The organism is Treponema zioleckii (assembly GCF_014737315.1).
Taxonomy (GTDB): Bacteria; Spirochaetota; Spirochaetia; order Treponematales; family Treponemataceae; genus Treponema_D; species Treponema_D zioleckii.
The window spans coordinates 1-20,741 of record NZ_JPUF01000069.1 but is presented as its reverse complement, the minus strand read 5'-3'; the positions used below and the strand labels follow the sequence as shown (position 1 = coordinate 20,741).

Here is a 20,741-nt window from a genome sequence, read left to right as displayed (position 1 = left end):
CTTGCTGACGCACCTGCAAGACACGGAGCCAACTTACCAGCTGAAAGTGCAGCGGTTTCAACAGAGTCAATCAACACTCCACAGACTGAACTTGCCACGGCAGTTGAACCAGCTGAAACTCCACAAATCGCCGTTACAGAGCCTGTTACGCCGGATTCAATTTTGGGCAAAGACGAAATGTTTGAAGGCGACGAAGGCGACTCGCCAAAAACTCAGCTCGCACTTGCAGACGCACCTGCAAGCACAGAGCCAACTTACCAGAGTGAAAGTGCAGTGGTTTCAACAGACTCAATCCACACTCCACAGACTGAACTTGCGGCAGCTGTTGAACCACTTGAAAACACACGGTTAGCAAGCGAAGCCGAACCAACGGAACCAATAAATCCTCCGCTCGTATTCGACGAATTTAACGCGACTACAAGCTACGCCACAGACCCGGAAGTTATTGCGCCGGTCGAAATTCCGCGATTCACACGCCCGCCGTCTGCAGAATGGGCGCCGGAAGAAGCCTACACGGAAGAACTCATTCCTGGAATGAAATCTTTTGAAGAAGAAATGAAAATTTCTGGAACAAAAGAAGAAAACTCTAACAAAGTCGCAAAAATCGACCCGAACGCGGATTTTGACGTAATAGAAGACGAAGAAGAAACAGAAGAAATTCAAAATGACTTCCTAAAACTGATTCTCCAGCAGGAATCAGAGGCTGAACTTGCAGCCCTGAACGAAAATAACAAAGAATTAGCGAAAAATTCTCAGAACAAACCTAAAGTTAACCTTAAAAAATCAACAGATAGTGTTATAATCAATAATAGAAATACAGAACTCGAACAGCAAAACGACACAGCATCAAAAGAAAAATCTGCACTCGAAACAATCGACGCTGTTTGGGATAGCTTTACAAACGATATATCAGAAAAACCTTCTAAAAAAGTAAATCAAGAAAACGACAAAGTAAACCAAAAAGCTGAAAAATCCGCGCTCGAAACAATCGACGAAGTTTGGGACGGATTTAGCGACGCACAAAGCAAGGCAAAAGAGACAAGCGAAGAAGAAAAAAACACTTCGCTGGCATTTGTTTTGCTCGCTTGCGGAGCTTCGGGACTTGCAGCATTGTTCTTTATAATCCTGCTTTTTAAGCGGCGCAAGGACGAAGACGAAGACGAAAAAAAGGTGATGAAAATGAAAAAACAGAAAACTAATAAAGCGTTAGCAATTTATCTTCTGCTGCTCTCTCTCTTGGCCACGCTCGTGCTAGCTTCCTGCGACAGCTGGATGAAAAGCGACGAATTTTTTGGCATTGTCGATGAAGAAGTAAAAGTCGCTAACGCCCAAAAAATAAGCGTCTTTGTTCGATACGCAAACACAAAAGAAGGCTCAACCAATTTTGACGGTGCCACCACGCAAAAAGTCGAAGTTCCGTTCGAAGTGCAGGCAACAACCAGCGATGCCTACGGATTTTACAAGTGGGCAGCGTTCTCAACATCAAAATACTCAACAACAAGACAACATTCAATAATTTTTAATAACGAAGCAGACTATCTCGAAAATTACAAAGTAGACGAAATAAGTGACGACATCGTGCAGTTTTCTGACCCATATTCAAGTTCTACACAAGTTGTAATCAACAGTGCACGAAACGACATTTTTATTATTCCTGTGGTCGCAGAACGCCCAAAATTAACCACATCACTTCCTGCAAGCGGAGCTTCCGACATTGTACGAAACATGACAATCCGCTTAGTCTTCTCAAAAGAAATGGACGAAAGCACGCTTATCACTACAAATGAAGACGGAACAAAGGAACTGAGCGAAAACATTGAGATTTACAGAACATACGGAACGTTCGACAACATGACTTTGGCTTCAATCAAGTCCGACTTTAAGAATATAAGCCTTGGAAAAACAAAGAGAACTCTTTCGATTCAGCTTCCGCAAGGCGAAAAAATGCCTGCAAACACAACGATTCGTGTTGTTATCGACGGTAAAGTTACTGACGCTTACGGCTACGAAATGGGCAACTCGGACAACATTTCATTTACGACTGGCGGTGGAATTGACGGTGACGCTCCAGCCATTAACGAAATGACGGCAGGACGCGACGAAACACTTACATGGGAACACAACCAGATTGTAGACAGCGGAAAAGAAAAATACCTCTCTCGCGGCACAAGTATTTCTGCATACTCTGCAACAGACGAAATCTTAAAACACAGAACTACGGGCAAAGTCTACATTCAGTGTTCTGCAAACGATATTAAGAACGGTCAAGCAGCTGGTGCGGATGACGTTTACATGCTTTACGCAAGACACACTCAACTCTTGAACTCAAACGGAAGTGCTGGCCCGAACACAACTTCCGACGAAGAAACATATTCATATTCTTCTGGAGAAAACGCTACAGACCTCAACACAACAACTACAGGATTCCTCTTCTGCTACGACCTTTCTGACTACCCAGACGGTCTATACAGAATTGACGTTGCAGCAGTAGATACAATCGGTAACAGCGGATTCGACGCAAACTGCTACAACAAAGAAATCGGAAACTACTACCGCTCAATCTACGTCGTAAAAGACAGCCAGCCGCCTGTACTTGACAAGGACAAAATCAAGCAGGGAACTACGGACGCGGATGCGGCTCCTTACAACTGGTACAACAAGGAAACGTTAAAGACTGTAACTTATCAGCTTGAGGCGGCAAACCTCTTTGCAGACCAGGGACACGAATACTTGCGCTCTAATCCAAAAGACATTCAGTGGTACTACCAGCTCACAACCGCTGAAAACTGGCAGACTCCAGACGCAACTAAGTGGGAAGACACGTTCAACAAAACAACAAATACACCGAACGTTTACTTGGCTTCAAAGGCCACCGCAAATGCCGACGGAGAAGTTTCGGTAACGGTTGCAATCCGCGACGATATTGGAAACACGAGCGAACCGCAGGAAATTAACCCAATCTACTACGACAACACGCCTCCGGTTCTCAACAAGCTCAGCTGGACTGCGGCAAGCGGAACGCCTGGAATCGCCACAGGAAACATTCTTACCGACCAGACTTTGAATATTGAATTTACTGAAGCGACAGCCGGACTCAAAAAAATCAAGCTCGAAGTAACTCTCGACGACGGCTCAGGCACCGAGCAAGATATAAGCGTGGCTCCGTTCAGCGCGACAGACTTTGTTGCAAAATACAACGGAAGCACGATTACATGCGCGCCAGACGTGGACGACAGCTCAACACTCATTTTGGAGGTTCCAAGAACCACGGGAAAACTCTCGCTCACAGGGCTCCAAATAAACGGAACAGCCGCAGAAGGACGCTACACGATTAAGGCGACAATCACCGACACGGCAATCAACTCGCACGAAACAAATTCAGTGGGCGAAATCGGAATCTCAATCGACACTACAAAACCGATTGTTGAGGCGGTGGAAATTCCAGACTTAAAGAAGGCCACTCTCTTTACCGGCACAAGCTCAAACTCAAATCCAGAATACTGGATTGACTACAAGCAGATTGGCGGAAGCCATGTAAGCAACTACGGTCCAACAAAAGTAACGGTGGACATTTTGATAAACGAAGCGAACTCTGGCGTTAGCCGACTCGACTTTGCGGGCGACATTGTTTTGCAGAACACAACTACGCTTTACCTCGTTGAAAGTGCAGACGACGGCACCGAGAGCGAAACTGAAATCACTTCAAACTTCAATATAGACACATCTTCTAACTACATAAAAGTTAAGGATGCGGACGACTCGCTCAAAAACACCGAAGGCAAAACAAGCTTTACTCTCCGCCTAAAAAACGTAAAATTCAACAACTACAGCGGAAACTCTACACGCTACAACACAATCAAAGTGACGGCGACCGACGTTGCGTTGAATAAATCAGAAGAAACTGAAAAGAGCAAAAAATTCAGGCTCAAAGGCACAAACACGCTCATAGACAGATTCTACAGCGACAGCTGGGAGTGCGGTATTGAAGGCACAACGATTTACCGCCCGAACAAAAAAGTTGGCAGCATAGATTTGAGCGACACAAGAGCGACCCACACGAACAACACAAAGAATATTCTCGTTATACAAACTGGAACGGAAGGAGACGACGCTTCTGGTCACAACGCATTTGAGATTAAGAGCGGTGCTAAATTCACGGAAGACACAAAGATTTACTACACCACATCTTCAAGTTCTACGGCAACAATCACTCTCGGTGACGACGACTCTTTGCCAACAGGCGCAACGGAAATTCCGAGCGAAAAATTCGAACTTTCTGAAGATTTAACGAAGATTACCTTTAAGGACGAAAACACTTACTACGTTTTCCGCACATCTACGGCACTTGCCTTTACGAACGTGGAATTTACAAACACCACAGCCCAGGGAAGCAAAAAGATAGAAGTTTGCGCATACGACCTTTCAGGCTGGCAAGACGGACAAAGCCAATCTACAGAGGCAAGCAAAAAACAAAAATCTTATAACTCGATTACGTTCGACACGGTAAAACCTGCATGGAACACAACAAAGCCCGTTTATATGGGCTCTTCAACAAGCGACACTTACATTTACCCTAAATCTGGCAACGCAGGAATACTGATTGGCGGCGAAAGATATTTCTATTCAAAATCTTCGTACACCAACGTTTACCTAACATTAGGCTATACCGAAAGCAATTTTTACAGAGTTGCCTATACAAGCGGAGCAACAACCGACACGGAAGACGAACTTATTGAAACTATTACGAGCAGCAATCTTAAAACCACTAGCACAAACATGAGCCTATCTACGGAAAGTAACCCGGTCTACAACTTTATTATTGTGGACAAAGCCGGTAACTACTCTACAGTGCAAAAAGCACACGCCATTCGAGACTCAAAAGTAATTGACTCGGTAAGTTCCGGGGCTGACGATGCCGTAAATACTGCCGTTCAGGCAAAAATGACGTACAAAACTTCGGAAAGCACGTCGTACAAGATTTTTGAATCCAACACACTCGCAACAAGCGTTGCCGTTGCTTCAAGCTCTGGAGTTGACGGTACAGGCACAAGCGGAAGGGGTTACCCTGTATACTTTAACACTTCAAGCAGTGCCCACGTTCAAGTGGACTTAAGTGAATTTGACGAAATAGAGCCTACAGCAACTAACAGCGGTATTGCCTACTATGCAGTGAACGGCTCGATTACAGCCCCTAGCTCAACAACTTCATATAAGACAGATTGGAACTATTGGATTCCATTCGACAAGACAAAGCCTGTAGTCGATTTGTATGTAAAATCAACTGGATACGACCCAGGATTTGTGCGCCTGTGGCTCAAAGACAACGTTGGAAACACAAAGTATGTTTACGTTCGTAACAGCGAAAACACAGACACGGCCCGAAAAGCGAGCACAGAAAACGATATTTGGCTCTACGACAACAAAGCACCGCTAAAAAGCAGCGACCATTCAATCGACATAATTAAAGCGGCCGGCTCAAAACCGCAGGCTTACAACAGTTACCAAAAGTACTACATTTATGTTGATGGAATAAAAAAAGAAAACCCAGCAGATGACTACGATTATGGCTACATGATGCCTGAAGGAATGTGCATGTTTTACGACGGAACTGTGCGGGAGCAGGATACAAGCCTAATTCTCAACAAAGGAAGCGACAGTTCATCAAACCCGAACAGAATGTTCCTAACAAGTCGCGCACGGCTTACTGCTCAAATCAACGGTGAGCGGTGCTACGGAGAAACTACTTCTTCAAGACCGGCAGACGAAAATTATTACAGCGTACGAGTCGTTCTGCACGCTTCTAGTTCATATTCGCCGTCTTCAGAAGACACATACAGGAACTGGATTAAAAACGGAGACTCAACGGAAACAGCGGACGAAATAAAAGCCAGATTCAGATATGCAGCTTCAAAAACCGAAACATTCCTTATCGAAAGTCTTCCATACCCGCCGGGACTCTGTGCCGAACGACCTTACGTTCATATTGTGGCAGAAGACGCAGTAGGAAATTTAAGTGCGATTACACTCGCCCTATATCCTGGAGCTAAATACTGGTACTCAAAATTCATTATGGATAACGAACCGCCAAAAGTATACATTAGAGGCACAACAGCCGAAGTAGACGGCACAACGGACATTCAGAAGCTCGCTCCGCCTGTATACGGAAAGAAAGTTTACACAGACTCAAACGGCGTAACGTGGTTCCCAAGTTATGGAAACGCAGATAAAGCTCCAACATCAGAAAGCGATGTGGTACAAGGAAATCACATGACCCGCTGGGCGGATAGCGATACCGCACACGCAAATGAACAGTTTGCCCGACCGTATTTTGACATAGACATTGACGAAGACAATCTGCTCGCATTCTACTACTCGAACGGGCAGCACAGCACAACGCTAAAATATGGTGATGAAGGTGATGAAATTGTAACTGTAAAAACTTATCCTCTAAACGATTTTATTACTGGCACCGAGATTGGAAACAGTCATTGGGGCTCAGACGAAAGATATACAAATTGGGGCGATCTGCCAGACTGGGGCTGGATGATTCTCGACCACGCCAACAGTACCCGTCAGGGAAAAGTAAATGCGATTATTCCGCACGGTTGTACAGACACAGGCGGAGAAGGAAAGTTTCTTTACCTGCACCTTGCAGACAGAGTTGGAAACATTACCACAATCAAAATGGGAGACACAAAGTGGGCTCGTGACAACAACGTAGCAATAATGGGGGCGAACGAAGACGGAACTCTAAACTCTTGGCCGACAAAAGACCCGTCAATTCTTGAAGAAGGCTTGTACTATCTAAAGCAGACAGACGACCGAGGAACCTTAGACATTCAGTTCTCAAGGAAAGCTAATGCACAGCCTTATGTTGACGTATACATTCCAGCGGAATGGTACGCAGACCCTACAACTGCAAATCCAGGCAACGGCGGAGCCGGAATTTACGGCTACGCATGGGAAACAGGCGACGTTACAAAAGTGCAGATTAATAATGACGAAACAGACACAAAGCATTACAAAAAGCCTTTTATCCGTTTTGAAAAGTCAAAAGGTCACTATGAAATAACTTCGGCAACGCCAATCTACATTTACGACAATGTAGGTAACGTTGCCTTAACTCGTAACGATGCTAACGAGTCTGTCAACTTCGTAGCACAAAACTCAATAAAATCTTCTCTTGACTTGAACGCGCCAAAACTCGGTCTGTCTCTAAAAGCCCAATCTGGCTACACGAGCGGCAAATTCTACGACGCGGCAAAAGATACGACTTATACTGCAACTTCTACCGTTTACATTGGCGGAAATTCAAGCTACGAGTTTAGCGACTCTGGCACAGGCGCAGGCTATTCTTCAAGTAATCCGTACATAATCTACACGAACGCAAACAGCGGAACTTCTACAGACAAGACCTGCAAACTCAATCTCAGTCTGTCTTCTAGCGACGGCGACCTTTACACGCTCAAAATAACAAAGAACGGGGGAACTCCAACAACTCACACCGGAACAAGCAAGGTTACGAGCGCAATTACAAACGGAATACAAATCGAGTTTGGCGCAAGCGACACTGTGCTCAACTACGAAATCGCCCTCTACGACTTTGCCTCAAACGAAACAAAAGTGTACCTTAAAGTCATAAAGGATATGGATGCACCAGCGTTTACGCCAGTTGCAACAGCTACGGAAGGCTCAATCGGCGAATACAAGGACAGCACTAACACATATTATTACTATTACAACGCAATGGACATAACCTTTACGCCAGACGACGGAGACGGAATCGGTGTAGAAAGTTACAACCTCGTAATCGGTGGAACACCAAAAACCGCTAAAACCGATACTCTTTACAAAATCAGCACCGCCGACTATGCAACCTCTTTGGGCACTAAAGACACCCTTAAAGTGACCGTAACCGACAAACTCGGCAACTATGACTCAAAATACATAAAAGTTGGCACAACCGAAGTCTCTGCCACGAGTAAGCGATACTGGGCGCGCGACACGGTAAAACCAAGCATCAGTTCGTTTACAACCATGACAACAAGCGGTGGTTCAGGAACTCTCAAGAGCACAACTTTGTACTATAACGAGTATACAAACCGAAAAGGAGAATTAAAATCATACGCAAATTATGACTACACTATAAAATTCGACGCATCGGACACAAAAGGAGAAATAAAAGGATACCTTCTCTCAACAGCCAGCGCACTCACTTCTGTTCCTGCATCAACAACGCTTGAAACAAAGAAAGAAATAAAAGTAAACCCTTCAAAGCTCGCAAGCTCAAAAGCCTACTTCTATGCAGTGGATTACGCCGGAAACATAAGCTCTGGTAAAGAACTCTCGATTGAGAAATATGAAGGAAAACCGAGTTTTCCAGTTGACTGTACTATTACAGGTCCTCATTACGTAAACGGAGAAAACTCTTACTATACAGAGGACACAACAGTAACGTTCACGGTAAAAGACGGTCTTAGCAAGATAATAGAATATGGTCTCATTACTTGGGTAAACGACTATGACACAGAGACATCCCTCAAACTTTATGAAGGCACTTTAGCGGATAATACAGACCATACACTTACAGTGTCAATTTCAAACGATACATTCAAAAATACAGAAGGTAAAATTTTCGGTATCGATATTTATGCCAAAAACGAATATGGTGGAACCAGTTTTAAGCACATTTCTACAGATGATGAATTCTATAATTTCTGGATTGAAGACAATTCTCCTCCAAGCCCACCAGCAGATTTTGCTATAAGCGAAGCCACAACCTCATCTGATTCTGGAAAAGTCTTCCTTGACGGCTCGCGCGTGCTCTTCTCTCAAGCGGGTACGCCTGTAACCCTAACGCTCACTGGCACACCGGACGACCACGGCGGCTCAGGATTCAAGGGCTACTCAATCGGAGAGAACGGAGAAGTCAGCACAAACGGAAAACTTACGTTCACAACAGCAGGAACCGGTGGTTCTTACGACATTTTTGCGTGGGACAACCTCGGAAACAAGAGCAAAGTGGGCGGCTTTACAACCGAACTCGACAATACCGTAAGCAACGTTGAGTCACTTACCCTAAGTTCGGAGGCGAGCGGAAAAGGCGCGTACTTTGACGGCGATAGCAAAAAGCTCTACTACAACTCTACAAAAGCCGCTTCTCTCGGCGTAACAGTTTCGATTGACGACCCAGACGTAGACCACTACTTCTACGGAACGGACGCAGACGGCACAAGGTCTGAAAGCGGCGAGTTCACGATTACGCCAGCTAACGGTACAGAACTCAGCTTCTACGCGGTGGACAAACTCGGAAACGTAAGCACGCCTCCGTACACAATTACGCTCGTACAAGACAACGAAGTGGCAACACCAACGGTAAGCGCGGTTTCGCCAGATGAATCTAACGAGTATGTACACGTTGCGGACGGCACTTACTATTACAACTCAAATCAGATTACAGAGTTCACTGTAACGCTTGACGCAATTACGGATGCGGGCGCAGGATTTGCAAAGTTCGTTAGCGGAGACACTAAATCAGAGACAAACACAATTAAACTCACCTCCCCTAACGGTGACGTAGAAATTAAAGCCGTGGACAAAGTTGGCAACGTGTCTGCAGCGGCAACGATTACGTTTGAGAAGATTGAAACAGAGCCTACACTCGGAACTCCTAGTTTCACTGGCACAAGAGATAAGGCTTATGACCACCTTACAAACGAAACTTACGACTACGAATCATTCTACTACAAAACAGGTGAATTTAGCTTCACTATGCCAGTTTCGGGAATTGGAACACCAAAATACTACTACGGCACTACAGTCGTAGAGGACGGAGGTGTACCAGATGCTCCTGACGGCTGGGAAGAAGCAGACTCAACTATAACTTCTATAACAATTACACCAGGAGAAGTTGCGGCAATTCACAAGCATATTTATTTCTTCGTAAAAGATGAGGTAGGCAATGTCGTTAAGACTTCAGTAAAAGATGGCTATACTGCATGGTGGACAAGTTACACACAATCAACAAGTGCTATGTATAACTATTCAAATGGCACTATGACTATTTCAGGTCTTTCGGAACTGGCACCTATTAAAAATATAAAAATAAGTTCAGGTACGATTTCAAAGGCTTCTATTAAAAACTCAGCAGGTACTTACACAGATAAATTTACATATAAAGCTGGAAGACCGTACATCGCAACTGAAATAACTCTTACGATTACAGGAGCAACCGGCACTGTCACTTTGACAGAACTTGAAGACATCTTCGGAAACAAAATAAATGGAAGCGGAATCTCGCTTTCTGCCAACATCAACGCAGGCACCCGACTCGTAAACGGAATCACGGGATTCTTCGTAACAGAAAAGACTACCTTTAAGCGAAAGGTAATTTATAAAGACGGCTCACAGACGGCTCAAAGCCAGACACAGAACGCCTCAAAAGAAAACAAAACGACCGCAAAATCTGCAAAAGAATATGCGGCAGCAATGGAAAAGGCACTCGCACCTAGTGCGGCCACGGCAAGTGACATTAGGAAAGCACTCAAAGATGCAGGTGAAGAATTAAATAGACCAAAGGTCGTAAAGGCGACAAAAAAGGAGGTGCGCAAAGAAAAAGTTGACGCCATTGAGGAAAGTGCAGCTTTAAGCACAAACATTGGAGATTCTGCAGATATTGGAGAAATTGAACAAATTTCAAAAAATTTCAATAAAACTGCTGGAATTACGCAATACATGTATTATAATGAAATCGAATACGAAATAAATTACAAACGGTTGATTCTTGCAATCGGCATCTTGCTGATAGTCATCGCTTCAACTGTAATATTTTTCGTAAAACGTATAGACAGGAGGTGAAGAATGTCTATTAGAAAATCAATTTTGGTATTTGCAGTTGCGGCATTTGCTTCACTTGCATTGTTTGCAGAAAACTTTACGGTAAAATCCGTAACTGGCAAAGTTCAGTATCAGGACGGCGGAGCAATGAAGGCCGTTAGCGTTGGCCAGGTGCTTCCAGACACAGCAACTATTTCTACAAGTTTGAATTCATCATTGGTTTTGACTCGTGCCGATAAATCGACTGTAACAATCAAAGCCATGAAAAAGAACACCCTTGCAAAACTCGTAGCAGAGGGGGCTGGTGGCGGAACTCTCAAAAAAGGTTCTGGAGTAACAAAGAGCAACGTCGCAGGAGCTTCTAAGGGCGGAGACAAGGGTGTTGCAACCGCTTCATCTCGCGCATCAGAAGCAAAAGAAGACGTAGAGTGGGACGAGGAGTAGTTTTCAACTGCACTCAAACACATCGCAGGGGCTGTCGTATTTCGGCAGCCCTTTTTACTTTGCCGTGGGTTCGTGGTTTCGATACGCTTCGCTACTCAACCACCGGGGGGGGCATAAGGCACAGATAGAAAAAAATCTGTGTCCCATCTGTGTCTATCTGTGTTCATCAGTGTCAGAAATACAGAACCAACCGTAAAAGAGAGTTTTACATTATGAAAAAGCACATCTATTTTATTTTTCCTATTCTTGCGTCGGCGATTTTTTCGCTTTTAATGTTCACTTCGCTTGATAAAAAAATCGCGGACTTGTTTCAAAGAGCGCTTCCAAGCCTTGAAGAAAATCCAAACGTAAAAATGATAAACGTTGACGATGCTTCCATTACGAACATTGGCTCGTGGCCGTTTTCGCGGGATGTTTACGCAGAAATGCTCCTTACAATGCGGGAACTCGGCACCGAAGCCGCCATATTCGATTTGAGTTTTTTGGACAAAAGCCAGGCAAAAGTTGATGAAAGGTTCGTAAAAACCACGCTCCCGCAAAACATAAACGACGACTTTAATTCCATGAACGAAACGATTCTTGGAATTATTGAAGGATTCGAAAGCGGCGCGCTCAGTGCAGAAGATGCCACAGAAGCAAAAGAAGCGGTTTTGCAGAACAACGAATCGCTAAAAGAGAGTCTGAATGACTCAATTGCCTATGCAGTCCGTCCGGTTGACGACATTCTCGCCAATTCATTCGACTTGTTTGGAAACACGTTCCTGAACCTTACTTTTAACGACAGATACGAAACTTCGGACGAAGAAAAGGACTTTCTTACAAAATCTATCGCCCTGGAAAATATCGTTTCTGACGGCGATGAAATTACGCCAGAATATCAGAACGTGCAGCCTTCACTGCTCAGTTTTGTTGAAAAATCAAAATCAGCAGGATTCGTAAACGCAAACCCGGACAACGACGGTTGTCTTAGACGAATCCACATGGTCTTTAAATACAACGGAAAATATTTTGGTCAGCTTGCCTTCGTTCCGATTCTTCATCACTTCGGAAATCCGCAAATTGAAATTTCAAATAAATTCATCACTCTCAAAAACGCAAAAGTCTCAGAAGGAATCACGCACGACATTAAGATTCCTCGCGACGAGACAGGTGCGGTCATCGTAAAATATCCAAAAAAACAATACACGGATTACAACTGCCTTTCGCTCTGGAATATCTACCGACTCACGAGGCTTGAAGAAGAACTTCAGGACAATATCAAAAAGATGGAGGAAATGGGATATTTTAGCGAAATGGAAAACAGCCCTGTGGAGATGTATGATTCCGTAAGATTCGTAAAAGACGTTCTTTTGGCAAACGCCTACGAAGACAATGACATTACAATAAAAACCTACATCGAAAACAGAAAGCAATATCTGAACTCGCTGTTCGTGGTGTTCTACGGAAGTCTTAAAAACAGCCTTCTTACGATGGCAGGCGACGACGAGGAATTAAAATCAGACATTGAAGCGACTTTTGCAACGGTAAAAGCCCAATACGACGAAATGGTTCAGGCACGCAACGAACTAAAAGAAAGCCTGAATAAGGCAATCTGCATCGTTGGAACTTCGGCTTCCAGCACCACAGACTTTGGCTTGAATCAGTACGAGGAGCATTACCCGAATCCTGGCGTTCACTACACAATTGCAAACATGCTTTTGGCCGAGGATTTTGTGGACGACACGCCGGTTTGGGTTTCAATAATCATCGCTTTTGTGGTGAGCATCCTATTTGCGGGAATCCTTCAAAAAATCAAGAGCACCGGAAAGCAGCTTCTTTCAGGAGTCATTGTCCTTGCCCTGCTCTGTGCGATTTTGCTTGGAATTTTTGTGACTACAAAAGTCTACGTGGGCGCCGCAATTCCGCTAACTTCTCTCGGAGCCACGTTCATTGCGCTCACGGCTTACGGATTTATGACGGCGAGCCAGGACAAAAAATTCATTACGAACGCGTTCAGCCAGTGTCTTTCAAAGGATGTTGTAAAACAGCTCATCGATGACCCTTCAAGCTTTAAGCTCGGAGGCGAGCGACTTCAAATGTCGGCGATTTTTACTGATATTCAGAAGTTTTCTTCCTTCAGCGAACTTCTTTCGGCAGCACAGCTCGTAGCACTTTTGAACTATTATCTTACCCGCATGTCGGACCTGATTATGGAAGAACACGGCACGGTTGATAAATACGAAGGAGACGCGATTGTTGCGCTGGTTGGCGCACCGCTCAAAATGGACGACCACGCTTCCCACGCCTGCGCGGCAGCTCTCAAAATGAAGGCGGAGGAAATCGTAATGAACAACGAGATTCTTACGATTGTAAAGTCGCCTAAGCCTGAGACAATGCCACAAGATTTGTACGACGCGTTCCAGATTATGGTAAAGAACGGAAAGAACATTTTTACGCGAATCGGCATAAATTCCGGCGAAATGATTGCGGGTTACATGGGCAGCGAAAAAAAGAAGAACTACACAATGATGGGAAACAACGTAAACTTGGCTTCACGACTCGAAGGCGTAAACAAGCAGTATTCAACTGGCGGAATTATGATTTCTGAGCACACGAAGGCAATGCTGGACGACAGTTTTATTGTGCGAAGCCTAGACCGAGTTCAGGTTGTTAACGTAAAGACTCCGTTACGGCTCTACGAACTTGTTTGCCGCAAGGCAGACGCGGACGAACAGCTTGAAAAATACATGCGGAACTGGGAAGCCACAATGAAAGTGTTCGAAGCCCGCGATTACGCAAAAGCCCTGGAATACTTTAAGAAGCTCTATTCGGTTAAGCTTTCGAAGTACCCGGAAGATAAGGTTGCAAAATATTACATCAATTTGATTAACAATTTCTTTATTAAAGGAAAGTACCCAACCGAGAACGACGACGCAGGAGTTAGCTTTAACCCAGAAAACGGGGTATTCACGTTGTTGCAAAAATAAAGGAAACGCGGGAGGTTGACTTTGAGACGGAAAGTTGATTTTTAGCGTTTCCCGCAAGTTTTGCTTAAAGCAAAACTCGCGCTCCGGTGAGTCAATTTTCAGGGTGCTCACGAAACGCGGCAGCAAGTAAAGCCGCGTTTCGTGAGGGCAGTTTTGTTGCTCGCGCGCCGCTCGCAACTATAGGACGATGAGTCAACTTGCAGACGGAGGTTTCAACAGGCTCAACCACAGCCTCCAGACATGTCATGCTGAACTTGTTTCAGCATCCATGCACCAAAAACAGTTCAGGAGATTCCGAATCAAGTTTGGAATGACAGTTTTTCTGATTCGGAATGACAGACTCCATTGTCATGCTGAACTTGTTTCAGCATCCATGCGCAAAAACGGGGCGGAAGATTCCGAATCAAGTTCGGAATGACCGTTTTTCTGACTCTGCATGACAAACTCTATTGTCATGCTGAATTCATTTCGGCATCTTGCCTATCTTAACGCGTCAATGTTCGCGCAACCGGATTTTACGAACGGAAGGACGGTCTCGTATCGCGAAATCAACGTGCGAACAAAGCACGGACCTTTTTCGCCGAACGCTTTTTTTGTCCATTCAGAATCAGCATCCGCGTCCGCAGTACGGATTCCGAACCCTTCGGCAACTTTTAACAAATCCGGGTGCGAAATAAACGTGCTCGCGCTGTAATGCTTGTCAAAAAGATATTCCTGCTGCTGACGAACCATGCCCAAACAGCCGTTGTCAAGAACAATAACCGTTACGTTAAGACCAAGCTCGCTCAAAGTCGCAAGTTCCTGAATATTCATCAAAATAGAACCGTCACCCGAAATACAAACCACACGCTTCTCAGGAGCCGCCATTGCAGCCCCGATTGCGGCAGGAAGACCGAATCCCATCGTACCGAGCGAGCCAGACGTTAAAAGCTGGCGAGGATTTTTTATCGGATAGAACTGAGCCGTCCACATCTGATGCTGACCAACGTCAGTCGCAACAATCAAATCATCCTCGGTTAAGCCAAACTCAGCAGCAAGAGACGGAAGACTCGCAATAAAATCACGCGGATTTCTGTATTTTCCGCCCGCCTTTACGCCGCAGCTTCTGTTTCCGCAGCAGTCGCTCTGGTCGCAGCCAAGCTCCAGAACAATCTTCTCGTTTTTCTTTGTCTCGGCGCAAGATTTTACCCAAGAATCGCGGTCAGCCTTAAAAGCCGACAAATCAAGTTTTTTTAAGGCAGAATTTATGTGAGAGAATGCCTGAGCGCAATCCAAAATCAAATACGAAGAACTTGAAAGGATTTTGTTAACTTCCGCAGCATCAATGTCAATGTGAAGGATTCCAAGATTTTTTACCGCATTCGGGCAGAATTTTTCAACAACGCCAGTCGCACGGTCATCAAAACGCGCGCCAGCCGCCAAAACCAAATCAGCCTCGTACATAACACGGTTTGCAGCATAACTTCCGTGCATTCCCACCATGCCAATAAAATTCTCGGAATGCGAAGAGACAACGCCAATTCCCATAAGACTTGAGACAACCGGAATATTGTAAACCGAAATGAATTCAGCAATTTTCTCTGCCGCAAGCGGTGAATTCGCCCCTCCGCCAACGTACAGAACAGGCTTTTTTGCGTCTTTAAGAATCTTTGCAAAATTCTCAGCAACCAAAGGAATCATTTTTTCCTCGGTCTGATACTTCATGCCTTTTTTGCTTTCTATATAATGCTTGTAGATTTTATCAAAATAATTTTCAAAATCAGCAGGAACTTCGCACTTCGCCGCCTGAACGTTTCGCGGAACGTCAATCAGGACTGGCCCAGGTCGACCGCTCTCAGCAATGGCAAATGCCATTGGAACAGCCTCCAAAAGTTCGGCAGGCGATTTTACCATCATCGAATGCTTTGTAATCGGGAAGGAAAGCCCGAACGTATCTGCTTCCTGAAAAGCGTCCGTTCCAATCAAACTTGTGTTAACCTGACCCGTAATCGCAACCATCGGAATTGAATCACAGCGGGCATCCGCAACAGAGGTAAGAAGATTCATAGCCCCAGGACCACTCGTAGCCATGCACACGGCAGCTTTTCCGCTAACACGCGCGACTCCCTGTGCAATAAATCCCGCCGCCTGTTCCTGGCGGACTAGCACGTGCTGAATGTCAGAAGAATAAAGCTCATCATACAAAGGAAGGATTGAGCCACCCGGAATTCCAGCAACAGTCCTAATGCCGTGCTGCTCCAAAAGCTGAATAATAATCTGCGAGCCAGAAAGAACCATACGAACCGCCTTTTGTGATGTGATTTATAAAAAGCAAAAGCAAGAAGTGCAAAACCAATTTAAAATAAAAAAGCTGGCAACGACCTACTTTCCCGCCATAGAGCAGTATCATCGGCACTGAAGAGCTTGACTTCCGTGTTCGGAACGGGAACGGGTATATCCTCTTCGTCATGGTTACCAGCGAGTAATAATATATAAAATACCAACGATTTGGTCAATATTTAAAATGAATTTTATTGCAGAAAATTTGACACGGATGAACACGGATAGACACAGATGGGACACAGCCACCTTCGGTCATTGAGCGCAGTCGAAATGACCTTACAAGTCGATTGTGAGTTCGTTGCTTCAACTCCGCTCAGCAACCCAAGCTCAGCCGCCGGAGGCATCTGTGTCTCATCACCGTTCATCTGTGTTTATCTGTGTCAGATTCGGCAGCGCTATTTTTTTAAGTTTCATTTTTCAATTCTCAATTTTGTGTTATAATACTTAAAATACTTTAAAAAATGAGGCTTATTCTATTTATGAAAAAAATTATTCCTATCATCATATCTTTTTTGCTGTTTTCGGCGGTGCATCTTGCGGCGGAAGCAGATTCTTATTCTTTTGATGATTTTCTTTCGGAGTATGTAATTCGGGGATGGACAACCGAAGACGGGCTTCCGGCAAACACGGCCACAGATGTTATTCAGGACGACACAGGCTATATCTACATTGGAACCTACGGCGGAATGATTCGCTTTGATGGCGTGGATTTTACGATTTACAATAAATCTTTTGACAGCAAATACGCATTCGCCTCGGCACGAGCTATTTTTCAGGCAAGCGACGGGGCGATTTGGGTCGGAAGCAACGACGAAGGCCTTTTCAGACTCGTCATGGACAGCGACGAAGAAGTAAAGTCTTTCCAGGTCGCTACTGGGCTTTCAAACAATTCTGTGCGCGCAATCGCGGAAGACAAACAAGGAAACATTTGGGTTGCAACGGCAGGCGGACTTTCTTGCATCAACAAGGAAATGCAATTTTTTACCCCGGACTCAGCCTTCCAGAATTCTCACAGCGACCTAAAAGGCATTTGCAGTTCTCTTTTCTGCGACACATACGGCCGAATGTGGGTAACTACAGGAGTTGGGGGCGGACTCTACTATTTTGAAAACGGAAAATTCACCAAATACGAATTTGAGGATGACTCGTTAAAAAACAACATCGTCACTTGTGTTGAGCAGGACAAAAGCGGAACTCTCTGGTTTGGGGTCGCTCCGCATTATGCCGTAAAAGAGACTGGAAGCACGAGCAAAACGCTCGACCTTTCTGGCGGAGAAAAAGGCGGAACCTCTGTTTTAAGCATTTTGGAGGACTCTCACGGAGTCACATGGTTCGCAACCGACATGGGACTTTCTATCTACAAGGACGGCAGGATTACGCAATACACCGAAAAACACGGGCTTCCTGACAATAGCATCAACAAAATCATTGAGGACCGTGAAGGAAACATTTGGCTTGCCACCGACAAAACCGGCATTCAAAAACTCAACAAAGGTCTTTTTAAGACATTCAATCTCGACAGCACGGTTAACGCAATCGCCGAAGGAAAAGACAAAAGAATCTGGCTGGGCTGCAACAACGGCGTAGTATGCTACAGAACCGAAGGCCCGAACAATTCGATAGTTCCAGAAGAAAACGAAATCACGGAATTCTGCAAGGGCGCAAGAATCCGGCACGTGGGAATAGCACCGAACGGCGACATTCTCGTAAGCGCATACTCAAAACTTGGTCAGATGAGATTCTCGCCTGAAGGTGAGCTAAAAAATCAGTGGCTAAAGGCAGACGGCCTCACCGGCGAAAAAGTCCGAGTCGCCCTTGAAGCCACCCGAACGCACGACGTTTACATCGGAACCACAAACGGACTCAACATCGTTGACGGCGAAACTGGCGAAATCAGAACGTTCACAAAAGAAAAAGGATTTCCGCACGAGTACATCATGTGGATTTTTGAAGACCCTTCCGACGGAAAAATCTGGCTCGGAACGGACGGCGGCGGCGTAATCGTTCTCGACGGAGAAACAATCGTAAACCACTACACCACCGAAAACGGGCTTGTTGGAAACATCATCTTTAAAATCACAAAAGATGCGAGCGGAGCGTTCTGGATTTGCACTGGAACAGGAATCAGCAAGATTCAGAACGGAAAAATCACGAACTTTACGCGAGAAAGCGGACTCGGCACTGACGGAATCTTTCAAGTTATCGATGACCGCGAAGGAAATTCATGGCTCGTAAGCAATGCGGGCGTAAGCAGCATCCAAACGGCGAATTTTGACACAAAAAACGGAGAAGAAGCGGCGCAACTCTCTCCAAAATTCTACAGCAGAATCGACGGCCTAAAAACGCGCGGAACTACATCAACGAGCCTGAGTCTTTGTGACTCTCAAGGACTCATCTGGATTACGCTCGTTGACGGGTTTGCTGTCTGTGACCCTAAAAAAATGCACGGAACTTCGGCCAAACCTGTAATTCACATTGAAAACATAACGATTGATGACAAACGGATTTTCCCGACCAGCGAAAAAATCATAATTCCGGCCGGGGCAAGACGAATCAGCATAAAATACACAGGACTCAGCTTCACTTCGCCAGAATCACTGAGATTCAAATACAAACTCGAAGGATTCGACTCAGAATATTCGGACTGGGTAGACTTGCGAGTGGCTTCGTTCACAAGCCTAAAACCCGGAAAATACACGTTCTGCATAAAAGTCACCAACGGCGAGGGAATCGAAAGCGAGGAAAACAGAATGCTCAACTTTGAGCAGAAAGCGTTCTTCTACCAAAAACTTCCGTTCTGGATTGCAGTTGGAATCTTAATCTTTTTGATTATCCTTTCGCTCACCTCCACGATTACGAGTTTTATAAAACAGCTGAAAATACTCAAAGACGCTGTTGCCGAACTTTCCAGCGGAAATGCGGATTTAACAAAACGCGTCACAATGAAAAAACGCTCTCACTTTAGGATTTTTGACGAACTTGTTCAGGAAGAAAACCGCTTTATTGAAAAATTTCAGGCGATTATTGGCAAAGTAAAAGAATCCGAAAAGAATTTGAACACGGTCGGAAACGATATGGGAAACACGACACAAAAGGCCACGGACGCAATCACTCATATCATTTCCAACATCAGCAACGTTCATTCTTCGATTGGCGAGCAGAACATGAACGTTCAGGAAGCGGCCGAAGCCGTAAACGAAATCGCCATGAACATCGATTCTCTGGAAAAAATGATTCGAGAGCAGTCTTCTGGCGTTCAGTCGGCTTCCAGCGCGGTAGAAGAAATGGTAAACAATATCCGCTCGGTAAACACGGTCGTTGACGACATGGCAAACTCTTTTACGACTCTTGAGGAGCAGGCAAAGGCAGGGCAAGAAAAACAGCTTGCGGTAAACCAAAAAATCACGCAGATTGAAGAAAAATCGAAGACTTTGCAAGAAGCGAATCAGGCGATTGCGAACATTGCGAGCCAGACGAACATGCTTGCGACAAATGCGGCGATTGAGGCGGCCCATGCAGGGCGAGCGGGACGCGGTTTTGCAGTGGTTGCGGACGAGATTCAAAAGCTTTCCGAAACATCTTCGAACCACGCAAAGACAATCGGAGTTCAGCTAAAAAGCATTCAGTCGTCAATCGCAGAAATGGTTCGTGTAACTCAGGAATCAAGCGCGGCATTTACGGCAGTTTCAAGCGAAATCGACAAAACGAATTTTCTCGTTCAGCAGATAAAATCATCTATGGAAGAACAGAACGAAGGCTCTAAGCAGGTTATAGACACGCTCAGCTACATGAAGAAAAGCAGCTCTTACGTTACGACTGCGGCTCAGAAAATGTCGGAAGAAAACAAGACGATTCTTGAAAACATGAGCGGACTTAAAGAATCCAGCAGCGCAATGCAGGCAAGCATGGACGACATGGCACGCGGCGCGCAGCGCATAAGCGAAAGCGGCACAGAGCTTTCGGACATGTCTGGCCGCATGAAAGACTCCATTGCCGACATCCGCGAGCAGATGATCCAGTTCACGGTATAAAAGGAAACGCTATAGGTAGATTTTTAATCTTAAAAATTCACTTTGTGCGTTTCCCGCAAGTTTTTCAAAAAAACTTGCGCTTCACTTACGAGCATAAATGGAAACGCTGCAAGGGCATTTTAATCTTAAAAGTTCGGTCTTA

5 protein-coding genes and 1 rRNA gene are annotated in these 20,741 nt (G+C 45.0%); 4 read left to right on the top strand and 2 right to left on the bottom strand.

What is annotated here, in order from left to right:
• Window positions 1–162 precede the first annotated feature (162 nt).
• The 3 genes from JI65_RS14470 (at window position 163) to JI65_RS14460 (ending at window position 14,246) form a co-directional block, all read left to right on the top strand.
• On the top strand, window positions 163–10,857 hold the full coding sequence (locus tag JI65_RS14470; RefSeq protein WP_207106100.1) for an Ig-like domain-containing domain: 10,695 nt from the start codon (window positions 163–165) through the stop codon (window positions 10,855–10,857).
• Between the two features lie 3 nt (window positions 10,858–10,860).
• Window positions 10,861–11,280 carry a FecR family protein gene (locus tag JI65_RS14465; RefSeq protein ID WP_191017868.1) on the top strand — a complete coding sequence of 140 codons (420 nt, stop codon included), beginning with the start codon at window positions 10,861–10,863 and terminating at the stop codon, window positions 11,278–11,280.
• A gap of 212 nt (window positions 11,281–11,492) precedes the next feature.
• The gene (locus JI65_RS14460) at window positions 11,493–14,246 is read left to right on the top strand and encodes a CHASE2 domain-containing protein (protein ID WP_191017867.1); all 2,754 of its coding nucleotides are present in this window, start codon (window positions 11,493–11,495) and stop codon (window positions 14,244–14,246) included.
• 480 nt (window positions 14,247–14,726) lie between these two features.
• Here the strand turns inward: JI65_RS14460 and ilvB are convergent, their stop codons facing one another.
• Both ilvB and rrf read right to left on the bottom strand, forming a co-directional pair.
• Entirely contained in the window at window positions 14,727–16,523 is a 1,797-nt protein-coding gene (ilvB, locus tag JI65_RS14455; RefSeq protein ID WP_191017865.1) for a biosynthetic-type acetolactate synthase large subunit, read from the bottom strand.
• A 71-nt stretch (window positions 16,524–16,594) separates the two neighbouring features.
• Window positions 16,595–16,705 (bottom strand): 5S ribosomal RNA (gene rrf / locus JI65_RS14450).
• A 342-nt stretch (window positions 16,706–17,047) separates the two neighbouring features.
• Here rrf and JI65_RS14445 point away from each other — a divergent pair.
• Window positions 17,048–20,599, top strand: a complete 3,552-nt coding sequence (locus JI65_RS14445; RefSeq protein WP_191017863.1) for a two-component regulator propeller domain-containing protein — start codon at window positions 17,048–17,050, stop codon at window positions 20,597–20,599.
• Window positions 20,600–20,741 lie beyond the last annotated feature (142 nt).